This window comes from Actinomyces sp. zg296 (genome assembly GCF_009829695.1).
GTDB classification, from domain to species: Bacteria; Actinomycetota; Actinomycetes; order Actinomycetales; family Actinomycetaceae; genus Actinomyces; species Actinomyces marmotae.
In genome coordinates, this window is record NZ_VWPG01000004.1 from 1 (window position 1) to 16,386 (window position 16,386).

12 protein-coding genes are annotated in these 16,386 nt (G+C 71.5%); 5 read left to right on the plus strand and 7 right to left on the minus strand.

Going from position 1 to position 16,386, the window contains the following annotated elements:
• The 3 genes from GVV76_RS03980 to GVV76_RS03990 form a co-directional block, all read right to left on the minus strand.
• On the minus strand, window positions 1–291 hold a 291-nt coding region (locus GVV76_RS03980), incomplete at its 3' end, for a biotin/lipoyl-containing protein (protein WP_328703558.1).
• 61 nt (window positions 292–352) lie between these two features.
• The gene (lpdA, locus tag GVV76_RS03985; RefSeq protein ID WP_159625175.1) at window positions 353–1,726 is read right to left on the minus strand and encodes a dihydrolipoyl dehydrogenase; all 1,374 of its coding nucleotides are present in this window, start codon (window positions 1,724–1,726) and stop codon (window positions 353–355) included.
• Between the two features lie 152 nt (window positions 1,727–1,878).
• Complete coding sequence (locus tag GVV76_RS03990) at window positions 1,879–3,423, minus strand: leucyl aminopeptidase (protein ID WP_159625177.1); 1,545 nt, start codon at window positions 3,421–3,423, stop codon at window positions 1,879–1,881.
• Between the two features lie 187 nt (window positions 3,424–3,610).
• On the opposite strand from GVV76_RS03990, the gene GVV76_RS03995 reads away from it, so the two are divergent.
• The gene (locus GVV76_RS03995) at window positions 3,611–4,129 is read left to right on the plus strand and encodes a hypothetical protein (protein ID WP_159523213.1); all 519 of its coding nucleotides are present in this window, start codon (window positions 3,611–3,613) and stop codon (window positions 4,127–4,129) included.
• Window positions 4,130–4,149: 20 nt separating this feature from the next.
• Here GVV76_RS03995 and GVV76_RS04000 read toward each other — a convergent pair whose 3' ends face one another.
• Both GVV76_RS04000 and GVV76_RS04005 read right to left on the minus strand, forming a co-directional pair.
• Complete coding sequence (locus tag GVV76_RS04000) at window positions 4,150–6,102, minus strand: chloride channel protein (protein WP_159523211.1); 1,953 nt, start codon at window positions 6,100–6,102, stop codon at window positions 4,150–4,152.
• The gene (locus GVV76_RS04005; RefSeq protein WP_159625179.1) at window positions 6,099–8,111 is read right to left on the minus strand and encodes an alpha/beta hydrolase family protein; all 2,013 of its coding nucleotides are present in this window, start codon (window positions 8,109–8,111) and stop codon (window positions 6,099–6,101) included. Before GVV76_RS04005 ends, GVV76_RS04000 begins: the two co-directional genes overlap by 4 nt.
• A gap of 263 nt (window positions 8,112–8,374) precedes the next feature.
• Here GVV76_RS04005 and dxs point away from each other — a divergent pair, with 263 nt between their 5' ends.
• The 4 genes from dxs (at window position 8,375) to pflA (ending at window position 14,165) form a co-directional block, all read left to right on the plus strand.
• Complete coding sequence (dxs, locus tag GVV76_RS04010; protein WP_236263206.1) at window positions 8,375–10,429, plus strand: 1-deoxy-D-xylulose-5-phosphate synthase; 2,055 nt, start codon at window positions 8,375–8,377, stop codon at window positions 10,427–10,429.
• Window positions 10,430–10,833: 404 nt separating this feature from the next.
• Complete coding sequence (locus tag GVV76_RS04015; protein WP_159523205.1) at window positions 10,834–12,951, plus strand: pyruvate formate lyase family protein; 2,118 nt, start codon at window positions 10,834–10,836, stop codon at window positions 12,949–12,951.
• 67 nt (window positions 12,952–13,018) lie between these two features.
• Window positions 13,019–13,264 (plus strand): autonomous glycyl radical cofactor GrcA2, encoded by a 246-nt coding sequence (gene grcA2 / locus GVV76_RS04020; protein WP_080463415.1) that lies wholly within the window; start codon window positions 13,019–13,021, stop codon window positions 13,262–13,264.
• Window positions 13,265–13,286: 22 nt separating this feature from the next.
• Complete coding sequence (gene pflA / locus GVV76_RS04025; protein WP_159523203.1) at window positions 13,287–14,165, plus strand: pyruvate formate-lyase-activating protein; 879 nt, start codon at window positions 13,287–13,289, stop codon at window positions 14,163–14,165.
• A gap of 181 nt (window positions 14,166–14,346) precedes the next feature.
• On the opposite strand, the gene GVV76_RS04030 is transcribed toward pflA, so the two are convergent.
• Together GVV76_RS04030 and GVV76_RS04035 are read right to left on the minus strand one after the other, a co-directional pair.
• Window positions 14,347–15,645: an HRDC domain-containing protein gene (locus GVV76_RS04030; RefSeq protein WP_201288737.1), complete on the minus strand. Its 1,299-nt coding sequence runs from the start codon at window positions 15,643–15,645 to the stop codon at window positions 14,347–14,349.
• Entirely contained in the window at window positions 15,633–16,238 is a 606-nt protein-coding gene (locus tag GVV76_RS04035; RefSeq protein ID WP_159523201.1) for a DUF3000 domain-containing protein, read from the minus strand. The genes GVV76_RS04030 and GVV76_RS04035 overlap by 13 nt, the downstream gene beginning before the upstream one ends.
• Window positions 16,239–16,386 lie beyond the last annotated feature (148 nt).

The window sequence follows — 16,386 nt, forward strand, 5'->3', positions numbered from 1 at the left end:
CGCCGCGGCGGGGGCGGCGGGAGCCTCGGGGGCGGGGGTGGAGCCGGCCTCGGAGGGCTCTCCGATGATGGCCAGGACGGTGCCGACCTCGACGGTCTCGTCCTCGGGGACGCGGATCTCGAGCAGGACGCCGGAGGCGGGGGCGGGGACCTCGGTGTCGACCTTGTCGGTGGCGACCTCGACCAGGGGCTCATCAGCGGTCACGGTGTCGCCCACGGCCTTGAGCCAGGAGGAGACGGTGCCCTCGGTGACGGACTCGCCCAGAGCGGGCATCTTGACGGATTCAGACATGAGTGGACTCTTTCCTTGGGGATTCTCGCAGGACCTTCGTGGGGCTCGGGCCCTCGGTGGATCAGCCGTGGTTGTGCAGCGGCTTCCCGGCCAGGGCCATGGCGGCCTCGCCGAGGGTCTCGTTCTGGGTGGGGTGGGCGTGGACGAGCGAGGCGACGTCGTCGGCGTCAGCCTCCCAGGAGACCATGAGTTGGCCCTCCCCGACCTGCTCGCCCATGCGGGCCCCGATGGCGTGGAAACCGAGGATGGGGCCGTCCTTGAGGGAGACGAGCTTGACGAAGCCCTGCGTGCCCAGGATCTGGCTCTTGGCGTTGCCGGCGACGTTGAACTCGGCGGTGGTGACCGCCTCCTCGCCGTGGAGCTCCTTGGCGGCGGCCTCGGTGAGGCCCACGGAGGCGATCTCGGGCTCGCAGAAGGTGACCTTGGGGACGAGGACGTCGTCGACCGGGGTGGGGTCGAGGCCGGCGATCTTCTCAGCGACGACGATGCCCTGGGCGAAGCCGCGGTGGGCCAGTTGGACGCCGGGGACGATGTCGCCCACCGCCCACACGCCGGGGACGTTGGTGCGGCCGTACTCGTCGGCGAGCACGAATCCGCGGTCCATCGATACCCCGACCTCCTCGTAGCCGAGGTTCGCGGTGGCCGGGCCGCGGCCCACAGCGATGAGCAGCACCTCGGCGTAGTAGGTGGTGCCGTCGGCGGCGTGCACGGTGACGGAGTCCTCATGGCGCTCGACGGACTCGAACATCGTCGAGGTGCGGAAGGCAATCTTGCGCTTGCGGAAGGCGCGCTCCAACTGCTTGGAGATGGCCTCGTCCTCGTTGGGGACCAGGCGGGGCAGGCCCTCGATGATCGTGACCTGGCAGCCGAGCGAGGCCCATGCGGAGGCGAACTCGACGCCGATGACGCCACCGCCCAGGATGACCGCCGAAGCGGGGACGTGGTCGAGCTCGAGAGCCTGCTCGCTGGTCATCACCGGGCCGGAGATCTCCTGGCCGATGTTCTTGGAGTAGGAGCCGGAGGCGAGGATCACGTTCTTGCCGGTGATGCGGCGGCCGTCGACCTCGACGGCGTCGGGGGCCACGAGGCGGCCCCAGCCCTGGATGAGGTCGATCCCCCGGGAGGCGACGAGGCCCTGAAGGCCCTTGTACATGCGCGAGATGATGCCGTCCTTGTAGGCCTTGACAGCGGGCATGTCGATGCCCTCCAGGGCGGCGCGGATGCCGAGGGCGGAGGCCTCCCTGACCGTGTCAGCGGTCTCGGCGGCGTGGAGGATGGCCTTGGTGGGCACGCAGCCGCGGTGGAGACATGTGCCGCCCACCTTGTCGGCCTCGATGAGCGCGACCCTCAAACCGAGTTGGGCCCCGCGAAGCGCGGCCGCGTACCCGCCCGAACCGGCGCCCAGGATGACCATGTCGTAGACGGTGTCTGTCACAGAATCTCTCCTCGATGGTGAGTTGTCCGAGTCGCCCACCGCTCAGGTGGGCGGTTGGTCCCGGATGACATTGTGTCACTCATGCATGGGTGCCAGGCGTCGGATCGCCCTGTCGATCGGAAACATGAATCCCACACAACATGTGAAACGAATCACTGAGCGACTGCTCGGAGGTACTCCAGGAGCGTCGCCACGCCGTGGCCCGTCCCCCCTGTGGGAGTGCCTCCCCACGGGGCGCGCTCGTTGAAGGCAGGGCCGGCGATGTCCAGGTGGGCCCAGGGGGCGGAACCGATGAACTCGCGCAGGAAGAGCCCCGCCGTGAGCATGCCCCCGGCCCGGCTGCCGACCACCGCGTTGCGCAGCGCGGCGTACGGGCTGTCCAGGCTCGGGCGCAACTGCTCGGGCAGCGGCATGGGCCAGAACGACTCGCCGGCGCTGGCCGCCGCGCGAGCGACGGCGTCGCGGACAACCGGTGTCCCCATGACCCCGGAGACATGATCGCCCAGGGCCACGATCTGCGCGCCGGTGAGCGTGGCGACGTCGAGCACCGCGTCCGGGGAGTCCTCGACCGCCCGGGCCAGGGCGTCGGCCATGACGAGCCGGCCCTCGGCGTCGGTGTTGGTCACCTCCACCGTGGTGCCACCGCGCATGGTGATGATGTCGCTGGGGCGCTGCGCGCCGGGGCCGGGCATGTTCTCCGCCAGGGCGAGCCACGCGGTCACACGCACCGGCAGCTCAAGCCGAGCGGCGGCCAGCACGGCGCCGAGCACGGTAGCCGCGCCGGCCATGTCGGACTTCATCTCCGGCATCGAGGCGGGGGGCTTGAGGGACAGGCCCCCGGAGTCGAAGGTGATGCCCTTGCCGACGAGGGCGATGTGGGCGCGCGCGTCGCTGGGCGCCCACTCGAGGCGCACGAGGCGGGGAGGATTGGCAGCGCCCTGGCCGACAGCGAGGATGCCGCCGAACCCCTGCTTCGCCAGCTCCCGCTCATCGAGCGTGTCCACCCCGATTCCCGCCGAGCGCGCCACCTCGGCGGCGCGCTCGGCCAGGGCCTCGGGGACCAGGCGGTTCGGGGGCTCGTTGACGAGGTCGCGCGTCAGGGTGACGGCCTCGCCCAGCGCCACGGCCCTGGCCCGGGCCTCCTCGGCCAGCGCCCCTCCCGCCAGCGGCGAGGAGATGGTGATCGCCGCCAGGGGCTCGGTGGGCGCGGGGACCCGGCCCTTCCAGGCGTAGGCGCCGGTCATCGCGCCCTCGGCGACGGCGGTCAGATCGTGGGCCTCGGCGCAGGGCAGCGCGAGGACGGCGCGCTCCACGCCGGCCAGCTCGCGGGTGGCGCGCGCCGCCGCGCGCGACAGTGCGCCGGCGCGCGTGAGGCCCAGGGCCGCCGCGTCGTGATCGGCGCTCTCGGCCAGGTCGAGGCCCCGTCCAGTGCCGACCACCAGGATCGTCGGCGCGCTGATCGCCTGGCCGGCGGGCGCGGCGATGGCGGAGGGGATCCGCACCACCGCGTCGAGCGAGCCGGAGAAGCCGAGGGAGGGGAGCGCCGCCTCCACGGCGCCCACATCGATCCCCTCCAGGCAGGCGCCGGCGGCCAGGATGCCGGAGGCGCCTCCATCGGAGGGCGGGGCCGCGGCGAGGACGAGGACATCGGCGTCAATCCGCGCGGCGGGGTCCTGGATGATCTCGAGAGTGCTCATGAAGGGAGATGGTATGCCCGATGGTAACGTCATGGTGCCGGAGGAGCCCCGTGCCGCGGCAGTCCCCTGGGCGCCGCCCGGAGACGCGCTTCCGGCATTCAGCAACGGGCCGGGCGGGGGCTCGCGCCGCCCGGAGCGGCGCGTGAGCGCGCCGCGGGCCCGACGCCGACGAGCCAGGAGGAGCAGCATGGACGATCGCCCCGAGGTCCGATCGACGGAGGACCGTCGTCGGCCCGCGCGAGGCCTGAGCCGTATTCTCGTGGGCGTCACGGCGGTCTTCGGCCTGGTGGTGCTCTGCCCCGCCGTCGTCTCCCTCATCCGGCATCCCGATCAGGCGCCCGTCCTGGACGCGATCGACGCCGTCGCCGGAGCCCTCTACCTCATGCTTGCGGTGTGCATGGCCCACAACGGCCGCCGCATGCGGATGATCGGGTGGGTCTGCCTGGGCGGTCTGCTGAGCGGCGCGATGCTGCTGGGACTGCTGACCATCACCGGCACCGCGCCCGAGCTCGAGGCCTCATTCCTCGCCCACGGGGGGCGCGGGCACGGATACCTCCCCCTCGTCCTGCCGATCATGGCCGCGTTCTGGATGTGGATGAGCGACCCCCGCCGCATCGTCGTCCACGCCGAGATGATCACCGATCTGGCCTCGGCCCGCTCCGACAGGTCGGGCAAGGACCGCGCCAGCGGCGAGGCGCGGGAGTAGCCGCGGGTGCTCTCAACGGCTCACCGACGGCGGTGGGCCCACCACGCCTGGGTACGCGATCCCAGTGAAGTCCGCGACTGCGCGGCCTCAAGGGCGGCGTGCTGGTGGCGGTAGAGGCGCCGCACCATCTCATCCTGATCCACCCAGCCCAGTAGCGCCCGCTCGCTCCCGCGGCCCCGGCCGCCCCGGGCGGCCTCCTCCACCACCGGAAGGCCTGAGGCCCTGGAGTCGACGAGCGCCTTGAGGACCGCCGTCGTGCCGCTGGAGGCGTCGATGACCTCCTGGTCGAGCGGAAGATCGCCGACCGTCCGGGGGGTCTGGCCCCGGCGCTCCTCCAGGGCCGCCTGGGCCAGCGCCACGGCGCTCACGCAGCCGAGCAGGCGCCGACGGCCGGCGACGCCGCCTGGAGCGCCATCATCACCACCCGGGCCGTCCTCCGATCCCTCCGCCTGGCCCGAGGCCCCGGCATCGGCCACGACCGGCAGGCTCGTGCTCCCGGAGGCCCGCACGATCCTGGCGGCGCGGGCCAAGGAGGTCGAGGCCGTGAGCACCGCGGGCGGCTCATGCATGAGGTCGCGGGCGGTCGCCCGTCCGACGATGGTTGCGCCGACAGGGTCGTCGATGTCCTCGCCGCGGCGCCGCAGCTCCTCGGTGTAGATCGTGGTGCGGGTCAGGAACCTGCTGGTGACCGTCGCCAGCGCGATGGCGAGCATAAGCGGGGTGAGCAGGCCGTACTGGCCGGTCATCTCGATGATGAGGATGACGGCGGTCATGGGCGCCCGGGCCGAGCCGGTGAAGACCGCCCCCATCCCGACCACGCCGAATACGGCGACGCCGGTGGGGGTGGGGGCCACGAGAGAGCCGAGCCAGGCGCCCAGGGTCCCGCCGATGAGCAGCGAGGGCGCGAACACGCCCCCCACGAATCCCATGCCCATCGTGATCGAGGTGGCGGCGATCTTCGCCGCGGTGAGGGCGAGGAGCGCCGTCGTGGTGTACTCGTTGGCCAGGGCGCGGCCCAGGACGGCGGAGGACTCCCCGTACATCTCGGGCACGGCCAGGAGCAGCGCCCCGAGGGCGAGGCCGCCGATGGCCGGGCGCGCCCACTGGGGCAGGCGGGTCGCGTCAAGGAGGTCGCGGCACCAGTCGGCGGCGAGGAAGCGGCAGCGGGAGAAGGCGATCCCCACCAGGCCGCCCAGCACGCCCAGGAGCGCGACCCAGCCGAGTTGGGCATCGCCGTCGAGGGACAGCGAGGGCAGGGACAGGGACAGGGTGGTCCCCAGGAGGTGGTGGGACAGGACGGAGGAGGACACCGAGGCCAGCACCACGAAGGCGAAGGCGTCCACCGTGAAGTCCACGAGGATCACCTCCATGGCGAAGAAGGCGCCGGCCAGGGGCGCGTTGAACGCCGAGGCGATTCCCGCCGCCGTCCCCGCCGCCGTGAGCATCCGCGCCGACCTGATCGGCAGGCCGAGCGCGCGTCCGACGACGCTGCCGGCTGAGGCGCCGAGCTCGGCGATCGGCCCCTCAGGGCCCACCGCCCCGCCGCCCCCGATCGTCAGGATGGCCGCTCCCGTCGAGGCGAGGGCCGGCACGGGGGCCACGGTGCCGTCGCCCCGCCGCGCCGACCAGATGACGCCGCCCACGCCGTGGCCCGTCGTCGTGCGCCCGAGGGCCGTCATGAGCGGGCCCACGAGCGCTCCGGAGATGACTGGCGCGAGGAGGACGAACCACCGTCCGGCGAAGGAGAGGATCCCCTGGGAGGGGCCCAGGGCCTCGGTGTAGTCCTCCGCCCCCGTGAGCAGCAGGGTCCAGGAGTCGATGCCGATGCGGAACAGGACCGCCCCGCCGCCTGAGACGAGCCCGACGATGACCGCCAGGGCGAAGAGCCCTGAGCGGTGGTAGCGCACGAGGCGCAGGGCCGCCCTCCGGGCGCGCGCGGCGGTTCCGGCGCGCCCGGGTAAGGGCGGCGTCACTCCCCGCGGGGCGCGAGGTTCTCCACCACGATGGGCGTGGCCTCGTCGTCCCGGGCGATGCCCCACACCTGGCTGTAGAAGGACAGCTCGTCGGTCAGGGCCTTGCGGATGTTCGCGCCGAGCTGGAAGCCGTGGCCCTCGCCCTGGAAGACCTCGAGGGCGACCGGCAGGCCCTTGGCGCGCGCCGCCTCGAACATCGAGGTGGCCTGATCGGCCGGGACGATGGGGTCGTTGGAGCCCTGGAGCAGCAGGAGGGGGGCGTGGATCGCCTCCACGTGGTTGATGGGGGAGCGCTCGGCCAGCAGGGGGTCATCGACGGAGTCCGCACCAATGAGCTCCTGGACGTAGTGCGACTCGAACTTATGGGTCTCCTGGATGAGCATCCGCAAGTCGGCGACGCCGTACAGCGAGGTCGCCGCGGAGAAGACGTCGGAGCGCGTGATCGCCGAGAGCACGGTGAACCCGCCGGCCGACGAGCCGCGCACCGCGACCCTGGAGCCATCGACCCGGCCCGCCTCGATGAGGTGGCGGGCGCCGGCGATGACGTCCTCCACCTCGCCCACGCCCCAGGCGCCGTTGAGGCTCCGGCGGAAGGAGCGCCCGTAGCCGGTCGACCCGCGGTAGTTGACCTCCAGGTAGGCGAAGCCCCGGGAGGTCCAGTACTGCACCTTCAGGTCGTAAACCGAGCGGGACATGGCGGACGGGCCGCCGTGCACCTGGACGATGAGCGGGGGAAGCTCGCCCTCGGGACCGGCGTGCTCCACCGAGGCCGGGGGGTAGAAGAAGCCGTGCGCGGTGACGCCGTCGGAGGACTGCCAGGAGAGCGTCTCCGGGAGGGACACGCCGCGATCGGCGGGCCCGAAATCGCCTGAGCCCCGCAGCACGGTCACCTCGCCGCCGGAGATCTCGACGATCCCCGGCAGCTCGCGCTCATTGCCTGCCAGCATGACGACCCGCCCCTCGGCGGCGGCCACGTTGCCCAGGGGCTGCCAGCCCGTCGCCCACTCCTCGAGCTCGCCGTTGGCCAGCTTGATGGTGCCCAGGTGCCACACCGAGTCCCTCGTCCACGAGGCGATGAGGTGCTCGCCGTCGAGGACGTCGAAGGAGTGGGGCCCGAGCTGCCAGGCCGGATGGGTGAAGGTGGCGTCCGTGGGGTGCAGCGGCCGGGTCCGCAGCCGCCCGCTCCAGCCGGTCTCGGCGGTGCCGCGCCGGGGGAAGCCCTCCGTGCGGTAGAGGTTCCAGAAGCCCGAGGCGTCCGAGACATGGATGAGCTCGCACTCCTCGGTCCAGCGCGGCTCGGCAGCGCCGTGCCCGTCGCCGCCGCTGACCAGCGCCTGCTCTCCCAGGGTCCCGTCGGGCAGCAGGTCGCCCACGTGCAGGGCGGCGTTGTCCCAGGGCATCCACGGGTGGTCCCAGGCCAGCCAGGCGAGATGGCGCCCGTCGGGGGAGAGCGTGGGGGAGGAGACGAAGTCGGTGCCCGACACGATCGTGCGCACCGGGGCGTCGTCGCGCGCGGCCGAGCCGTCCAGGGGGATGGCGACCAGTGTGTTCACGGCCTCGCCCTCGCCGCGGTGGTCCTCGCGCACGGCGTAGACGAGTCCGCGCTCGGTGTCGATCTCCAGGTCCCCGTGGCGCACGTCGCCGTAGATCGTCAGGGGTACCAGACCGCGCATCCTGTGCGCGACGTCGAAGCGGTAGAGGCGCCCGTCCCCGGCGTGGGAGACCACGATGATCCCCGAGTCGACGGCGTAGGCACGCCCCCCGTACTCGTGGACCCGGGTGCGGGCGTCGACCAGCTCGTCGCCGGGAGTCAGGGGAAGGACCTCCCCGATGCGGCCCGCGCCGTCGCGGCGCAGGAGCACCTGGCGGCCGGAGTCGGTGGCGCGCCGCTCCACCCAGTAGGTGTCGGGGCCGTCGACACGCACCTGCGAGAGGTCGATCGTTCGGCTGGTGATCGTTCCGGGCGAGATGGGCGAGGGCCAACTGCCGTAGGGCGCGATCGTGGTCATGCTTCCTCCTCGAGGACGGCGATGGTCGGCGCGCGGGCGCGCGCCGACGCGCTCCGGGCGCGGCATGGGAACGCCGCGGGGACGGGCGCTGGGGCCCGCCCCGGTCCCGGGCCAAGACTACGTGCTCGTCAGCACCGCGCGCGATGACGCGCAGCTGCGTCGACGACGCCTATGCTTGCCGCACCGCCGCGGGGCACGTCCACCAGCGGCCATGCTGACCGTTATCACCCATCCGCCGTCGAGATTCCTGGAGGTCCGTGGCGATGACACCTCCGACATCCCCGTCGTCCCAGCGCGATCAGGCGCGCCGGGCGGGCACCGGCGAGCACCCCGTGCCGGCCCCGCTGCTCGCCTCGATCCGCGGGCCCGAGGACCTGCGCAGGCTGACCTCCGACCAGCTCGTCCAGCTGGCCGCCCAGATCCGCGCCTACCTGGTCGCCAGCGTCTCCCGGACGGGCGGGCACCTCGGCCCCAACCTCGGCGTCGTCGAGCTGACGATCGCCCTGCACCGAACCTTCCGCTCCCCGGCCGACTCCCTCGTCTTCGACACCGGGCACCAGGCCTATGTGCACAAACTGCTCACGGGGCGCCAGGACTTCTCGGCGCTGCGATCGCGCGGGGGGCTGTCGGGCTACCCGGACCGTGGGGAGTCCGCCCATGACGTCGTGGAGAACTCCCACGCCTCCACCGCGTTGTCGTGGGCGGACGGCATCGCCCGGGCCAACGGGCTCCGGGGGAACGAGGACCGGCACGTCGTCGCCATCATCGGCGACGGGGCGATGACGGGCGGGATGGCCTGGGAGGCCCTCGATAACATCGCGGACTCGGGGGACAAGCGCCTCGTTATCGTTGTCAACGACAACGGCCGCTCCTACGCCCCGACCATCGGCGGGCTCGCCCACCACCTCGACGCCCTGCGCACCAACCCCGGCTACGAGCGCATGCTGTCCGGGATCAAGCGCGGCCTGCTGGCGCAGGGGGCCCCGGGCCGCGCCGCCTTCGACGCCCTCCACGGCCTTAAGGCCGGCATCAAGGACGTCCTCGTCCCCTCGGCGTTCTTCGAGGACCTGGGGATCAAGTACACCGGCCCGGTGGACGGCCATGACATCACCGCCCTGGAGTTCGCGCTGACACGGGCCAGGGAGTACTCCGAGCCTGTCATCGTCCACGTCATCACCGAGAAGGGCCGCGGCTATACCCCCGCTGAGGAGGACGTGGCCGATCGCTTCCACGCCGTGGGGCGTATCCACTCCGAGACCGGCCTGCCCGTCGTGCCCTCCGCCTTCGGCTGGACAGCTGTCTTCGCCGAGGAGATCCTGGCGCTGGCCCGCCGCGACGAGCGGATCGTGGGGATCACCGCGGCCATGCAGCAGCCGGTCGGGCTCCAGCCGCTGGCCGATGCCATGCCCGACCGGGTCGTGGACGTAGGCATCGCCGAGCAGCACGCCCTGACCGCCAGCGCCGGCATGGCCTTCGCCGGGCTGCACCCCGTGGTGGCGCTGTACGCGACCTTCCTCAACCGGGCCTTCGACCAGGTGCTCATGGACGTCGGCCTGCACCGGGCGGGGGTGACGATCATGCTCGACCGGGCGGGCCTGACGGGCAACGACGGCGCGAGCCACAACGGCATGTGGGACATGGCGCTGCTGGGCCACGTGCCCGGGCTGCGCCTGGCCGCGCCTCGCGACGAGGCCTCCCTGCGCTCCTGCGTGCGCGAGGCGGTGGGCGTCGACGACGGCCCGACCGTCGTGAGGTACCCCAAGGGGGCGCTGCCTGCCCCGCTGCCCGCGGTGCGGACGCTCGAGGGCGATGAGGGCGTCTTCGGCCAGGTCGATCTGCTGCTGGAGCACCGGGCGGGCGACGATGGCGGGCGAGTCGCCGGTGAGGGAGCGGGCCGGGCGCCCGACGCCCCGGCCCTTATCGTCGGCGTGGGCGCCATGGCGCCGGCCGCGCTGGCCGCCGGCCGCGCTCTGGCCGCGGAGGGCCGTGACGTCATCGTCGCCTCCCCTCGGTGGGTGATCCCCGTCCCGAGCGCCCTGACCGAGTTGGCTCTGACGGCCGGTCGTGTCGTGGTGGTCGAGGATGGGCTGGTCGACGGCGGTATCGGCTCGCAGTTGCGCGATGCGATGGATGACGCCCTCGACGCCCTGGCCGCCAGGGGCGGGGATGACTCCCGGGGCGCGGCCCTGGCGCCGCCCCCGACCACGCGGATCGGGGTGCCGAGGCGGTTCGTGCGGACCTGCGACCGGGCCACCCTCCTGGAGGAGTTCTCCATGACCGCCGAGGGCATCGCCGCGGCGGTTCGCGCGCGGCGCTGACCGGTGGGCCGCCCTCTCTCATGGGCGCCTTGCCGCCGGCGCTCCGCAAGGGGGCGGGGCAGGGCCGGCGGCCGCCCTGCTCAGGAGGCCTCAGCCCATGGGACGGGCGTCCTATCGCGCTCGTGCGCCTTCGCTATGCGCGCCTGTGGGGGCGGGTGAGTACCGCTGGCGATCCGATGTCTGACGGCGCGGACCGACCCCAAGCCGGCGTGGGACCAAGGGCCTAAACGGAGGTGGTCTAGAACGCTGTGTGAGTCATCGCACCGATAAGGCCCCCATCGTCTTGGTCGCACCGGGGCCGAAGGGCCTACGCTTGGGGTGACGGCGCAATGATGTACCGCCACGCCTCACGAGGGCGACGACATAGCCGGGCGGGATCGCCGCCCACATACAGGAGGACACGGATGACAACTGAGGTCACTTCATCCACCACCGCGGATGGGACCCGGACCGACGCGTGGGAGGGCTTCGCCACCGGCCCGTGGACCGAGGACATCGACGTCCGCGACTTCATCCAGCGCAACTACACCCCTTACGACGGTGACTCCTCATTCCTTGCCGGCGCCACGGACAAGACCCTTCGTCTGTGGAACACCCTGGAGGAGAAGTACCTCAAGGAGGAGCGCAAGGTCCGCATCCTCGACGTCGACACCCACACCCCCTCGGACATCGACGCCTTCGTCCCCGGCTTCATCTCCGAGGATGACGACGTCATCGTCGGCCTCCAGACCGACTCCCCGCTCAAGCGCGCCATGATGCCCAACGGCGGCTGGAGGATGGTGGCCCAGGCCATCAAGGAGGCCGGCAAGGAGGTCGACCCGGAGGTCGCCAAGATCTTCACCCGCTACCGCAAGACCCACAACGACGCGGTCTTCGACGTCTACACCCCGCGCATCCGCGCCGCGCGCTCCAGCCACATCATCACCGGCCTGCCCGACGCCTACGGCCGCGGCCGCATCATCGGCGACTACCGCCGCGTGGCCCTCTACGGCGTCGACCGCCTCATCGAGCTCAAGGAGATCGCCAAGGACAAGGTCGCCGACCAGCCCTTCTCCGAGCACTGGGCCCGCTACCGCGAGGAGCACTCCGAGCAGATCAAGGCCCTCAAGAAGCTCAAGAAGATGGCGGCCGACTACGGCTTCGACATCTCTGGCCCGGCCACCAACGCCCACGAGGCGGTGCAGTGGACGTACTTCGCCTACCTCGCCTCGGTGAAGTCCCAGGACGGCGCCGCCATGAGCATCGGCCGCCTGTCCGCCTTCCTCGACTGCTACTTCGAGCGCGACCTCAAGGCCGGCGTCATCGATGAGACCCGCGCCCAGGAGCTCATCGACAACATCGTCATGAAGTTGCGTATCACGCGCTTCCTGCGGACCACCGACTACGACCAGATCTTCTCCGGCGACCCCTACTGGGCGACCTGGTCCGACGCCGGCTTCTCCGACGACAACCGCCACATGGTCACCAAGACCTCCTTCCGCCTCCTCCAGACCCTGGTGAACCTCGGCCCCGCCCCGGAGCCCAACATCACCATCTTCTGGGATGAGAAGCTCCCCAAGGGCTACAAGGACTTCTGCGCCTACATCTCCATCACGACCTCCTCCATCCAGTACGAGGCCGATGAGCAGATCCGCGAGCACTGGGGCGACGACGCCGCCATCGCCTGCTGTGTGTCCCCGATGCGCGTGGGCAAGCAGATGCAGTTCTTCGGCGCCCGCGTCAACTCCGCCAAGGCGCTCCTGTACGCCATCAACGGCGGTCGTGACGAGATGACCGGCAAGCAGATCGTCACCGGCCTGCCCGGCATCGAGGGCGACGGCCCCCTGGACTTCGACGAGGTCTGGGACAAGTACGAGAAGATGCTCGATTGGGTCGTCGCCACCTACGTCGAGGCCCTCAACATCATCCACATGTGCCACGACCGCTACGCCTATGAGGCCATCGAGATGGCGCTGCACGACTCCGACATCGTGCGCACCATGGGCTGCGGCATCGCCGGCCTGTCGATCGTCGCCGACTCCCTGAGCGCCATCAAGTACGCCAAGGTTACCCCGGTGCGCGATGAGACCGGCCTCGTCGTCGACTACGTCACCGAGGGCGACTTCCCGATCTACGGCAACGACGACGACCGTGCCGACGACATCGCCGCCACGGTGGTCCACACGATCATGTCCAAGATCAAGGCGCAGCCCATGTACCGCGACGCGATCCCGACCCAGTCCGTTCTGACGATCACCTCGAACGTCGTCTACGGCAAGGCCACCGGCTCCTTCCCGTCCGGCCACAAGAAGGGCACCCCCTTCTCCCCGGGCGCGAACCCGGAGAACGGCATGGACACGCACGGCATGGTCGCCTCCATGCTGTCCGTCGGCAAGCTCGACTACAACGACGCCCTCGACGGCATCTCGCTGACCAACACCATCACCCCGCAGGGCCTGGGCCGCACGCTCGAGGAGCGCGTGGCCAACCTCGTGGGCATCCTCGACGCCGGCTTCGTCCCGGACGACTGCGCCGAGGTCTGATCGCACCGCGCGATCCCCTGGACCATCACGGCTCAGAACACAACTCACCACACAGAAAGGGGCAGACATGCCCACCTACGAAGAGCGCCTTGAGTCCATGAAGGCGCAGCGCCAGGGCAACGGCGGCGTCAAGGGCCTCTACCACGCCAACATCAACGTCCTGGACCGCAACACCCTTGAGGACGCGATGGAGCACCCGGAGAACTACCCGAACCTCACGGTTCGCGTCTCCGGCTACGCCGTCAACTTCGTCAAGCTGACGCGCGAGCAGCAGCTGGACGTCCTCAACCGCACCTTCCACGCCGGCGCCTGATCCGGCACGGGGCAGGGCTCAGATGACTGAGACCATGACCCCCGCGGCGCTGGGCGGCCGGGACCAGGACTTCCTGGCCCCGGCCGCCCGTCTGCGCGGGGCGGGTATCGGCGGGCTCGAGGAGCTCTCCGACATTGAGCGCTCAGAGCGACTGGCGCGCATGCGCGAGGGAACCCTGGGCTCCATCCACTCCTGGGAGCTCGTCACAGCGGTGGACGGCCCCGGCACGCGGATGACCGTCTTCCTCAACGGCTGCCCGCTGCGCTGCCTGTACTGCCACAACCCGGACACCTTCCTCATGAAGGACGGCGAGCCGGTCGAGGCCGACGAGCTCCTGCGGCGCATGAAGCGCTACAGGAATGTCTTCAGGGCCTCGGGCGGCGGCATCACCCTCTCCGGCGGAGAGGTGCTCATGCAGCCGGCCTTCGCCGCGCGGCTCCTGTCCGGCGCCAAGGCGATGGGGATCCACACCTGCATCGACACCTCCGGCAACCTCGGCCGCAACGCCACTGACGAGATGCTCGACAACATCGATCTCGTGCTCCTGGACGTCAAGAGCGGGGACGAGGAGACCTATAAGCGGGTCACCGGCCGGGAACTCGCCCCGACCATCGAGTTCGGCGACCGCCTGGCCGCCAAGGGCATTGAGATCTGGGCGAGGTTCGTCCTCGTGCCGGGGCTCACGGACAGCCCGGAGAATGCGGAGAATGTCGCACGGATCGTCGAGCGCTGGGGATCCGTGGTTAGCCGCGTCGAGGTGCTGCCGTTCCACCAGATGGGCACCGACAAATGGGACGCCCTGGGGCTGGACTACACGCTGCGCGACTCGCGGCCCCCTGAGCCCGAGCTCGTGGAATCCACCCGCGCGATCTTCCGCTCCCACGGATTCACGGTGCACTGAGGAACGCGCGCCCATCGGCGCCCGAGGGGCGCGCGGGGGCGCAAGAGGAAGCCCTCCCGGAGCGGCCCCGCCAACGCCCTCGGGACATCCCGGTGGGGCCTAGCGCGCGCGGTCCCTCGCCATGGCCCTGGGCGCCGAACGGGCGCCGAACGGGCGCCGAACCGGCGGCCCGGGCGGAGCGCTACACGACCCGGCGCAGCGCTCGGGACAGGGGATCGGCGCATTGCTCGATCTGCCAGGGCCTGGCATCGAGGTCCTCCAGTCGGGCCGAGACCGCGTCTGAGTCGATCGCGGGGTGCCCGCCCCGGGCCATCTCATGACCGAGGTCCCAGGCGAGCCGGCGCTGGGACTCGGGGGCGAGGAGCAGTTCTTGGGGCACGCGGATCCTCTCTCCATGCGTCCGCACGCAGGAGCGGACGACATCGAGGAGTTGCGCGGCCTCGGGGTGGCGGCGCGCCCAGGACCGGGGCTGGGGCAGTTCGCCGGGCGCGAGCGGGGCGCGCAGCGGCGGGAGCTCGTCGTCGGGAAGGCTCAGGCCCCGCTCCACCGCCCGCCACCACACCTCGGAATGCTGGCGGGCCTGGCGAGAGGAGAAGTCCTTGAGGGCGAAGAGCTTGCGGCGGGAGGTCGGGCAGGCGATCGCCGCGGACACGACGGCGCGGTGGGGGAGGATCCTCGACGGCGTCCGGTCGAGTTCGACGGCGAGTTGCTCTCGGGCGGTCCACACCTCCCGCAGCACCGCCAGTGAGCGCTGGGAGCGCACGGCGGTTCCCGCGCGCGGCGTCTTGCGCCAGGGATCGACCTTCGGGGCTCGTGGGCCCCGAGTGCGCACCGCCTCGAACTCCTGCATGGCCCACTCGAGCTTCCCCGCGTCGGCGAGCTCGGAGGCCAGGGCGTCTCTGAGCTCAGTGAGGAACTCGACGTCGAGAGCGGCGTAGATGAGCCAGGAATCCGGCAGGGGGCGGGTGGACCAGTCGGCGGCCGCGTGGTCCTTGGCCAGCCGCAGGCCGAGCGTCTCCTCGATGACCGCGCCGAGGCCCACATGTTCGCGGCCGAGCAGGCGGGCCGCGAGTTCGGTGTCGAAGACCTCCCGGGGGGCCAGGCCGACATCTGCCAGGCAGGGAAGGTCCTGGTCGGCCGCGTGCAGGATCCACTCGGGCCCGTCCAGCGCCGCGGCGAGGGCATCGAGGGGCCCGGCTGAGACCGGATCGACCAGGATGGTCCCAGCGCCCGCGCGCCGGAGCTGGATGAGGTAGGCGTCCTGCCCGTAGCGGAAGCCCGATGCCCGCTCGGCGTCGACGGCGATGGGGCCGGTGCCATCGCCGATCTCGGAGGCCGCCCGGGCCAGCGCCGCGGGGGAGTCTGTCAGAGGGGGGAGCCCATCGGCCGGCCGCCGGTAGGGGACGACCTCGTCGGCGGGCACCGGCTCGTCGGTCGTTCCGAATCGGCTGACCGGTACGGCCCGCCTCACCTCGCCCATCCCGCGAGGGCGAACATGGGGAAGGCCATTTCCGGCTCATGGCCCGCCGCCGCGTGAAGTGCTTGGTACCAGGCGGTCAGGTGCGGGGCGAGATCGGTGGTCGAGGGCGACCAGGAGGCGCGGATCTCCGCGTGCGCGCAGGAGTCGGTGAGGTCCAGGCCGCCGAAGGTTTCGGAGACAACCCTGGTGACGGTGCCCACGAGGGCGCGGTGTCCCGCGCCGGCCTCATCGAGCGCCTCGGACAACCATGTCCAGGCGGCATGGCCCAGGAGCGGGTCGGAACTCACCTCGTCGTCGATCCGGGACCGCACCATGACGACGACTCGAAGGTCGCCATCCCAGGCGGCCTGCCCCGCGGGATCGTGCAGGATGATGAAGCGGCCCGAGGCCACGGGCGTGCCGGAGTCGGTCTCCTCCGTCTCGGCGGACAGGGCGGCGGCATAGGGGGCGAGTCGACGGGGAGCGGGGACTTCTTCAAGGACGAGACCGCGGGGCCGATCGGCCTCCCTCATCGATAAGAGCACCTCTTCGAATCGCTCAGGGATCTGGGCGGCCGCCTCCGGGGATGAGGCAGGGCCGTTCGTGTCGTTCACGAGCCCAGGCTACCGGCGCTTTGGCTAAGCCCGCGCTGCCACGCCGCAAGGAACCGCAGCCGAGGGGACTTGCCAAGCTCGTTCGAGGGCGGGTCGTGGTGCTTCCGGCTCGGATATGGAGGCTCGGCGCGTGGTGGCGGGTGCGTGT

Coding starts and splice junctions, on each gene's coding strand:
- GVV76_RS04030 (WP_201288737.1), bottom strand. CDS start 15,645: ATGGGCGAGGTGAGGCGGGCCGTACCGGTCAGCCGATTCGGAACGACC.
- GVV76_RS03995 (WP_159523213.1), top strand. CDS start 3,611: ATGGACGATCGCCCCGAGGTCCGATCGACGGAGGACCGTCGTCGGCCC.
- grcA2 (WP_080463415.1), top strand. CDS start 13,019: ATGCCCACCTACGAAGAGCGCCTTGAGTCCATGAAGGCGCAGCGCCAG.
- GVV76_RS03990 (WP_159625177.1), bottom strand. CDS start 3,423: ATGAGCACTCTCGAGATCATCCAGGACCCCGCCGCGCGGATTGACGCC.
- dxs (WP_236263206.1), top strand. CDS start 8,375: ATGACACCTCCGACATCCCCGTCGTCCCAGCGCGATCAGGCGCGCCGG.
- GVV76_RS04005 (WP_159625179.1), bottom strand. CDS start 8,111: ATGACCACGATCGCGCCCTACGGCAGTTGGCCCTCGCCCATCTCGCCC.
- pflA (WP_159523203.1), top strand. CDS start 13,287: ATGACTGAGACCATGACCCCCGCGGCGCTGGGCGGCCGGGACCAGGAC.
- GVV76_RS04015 (WP_159523205.1), top strand. CDS start 10,834: ATGACAACTGAGGTCACTTCATCCACCACCGCGGATGGGACCCGGACC.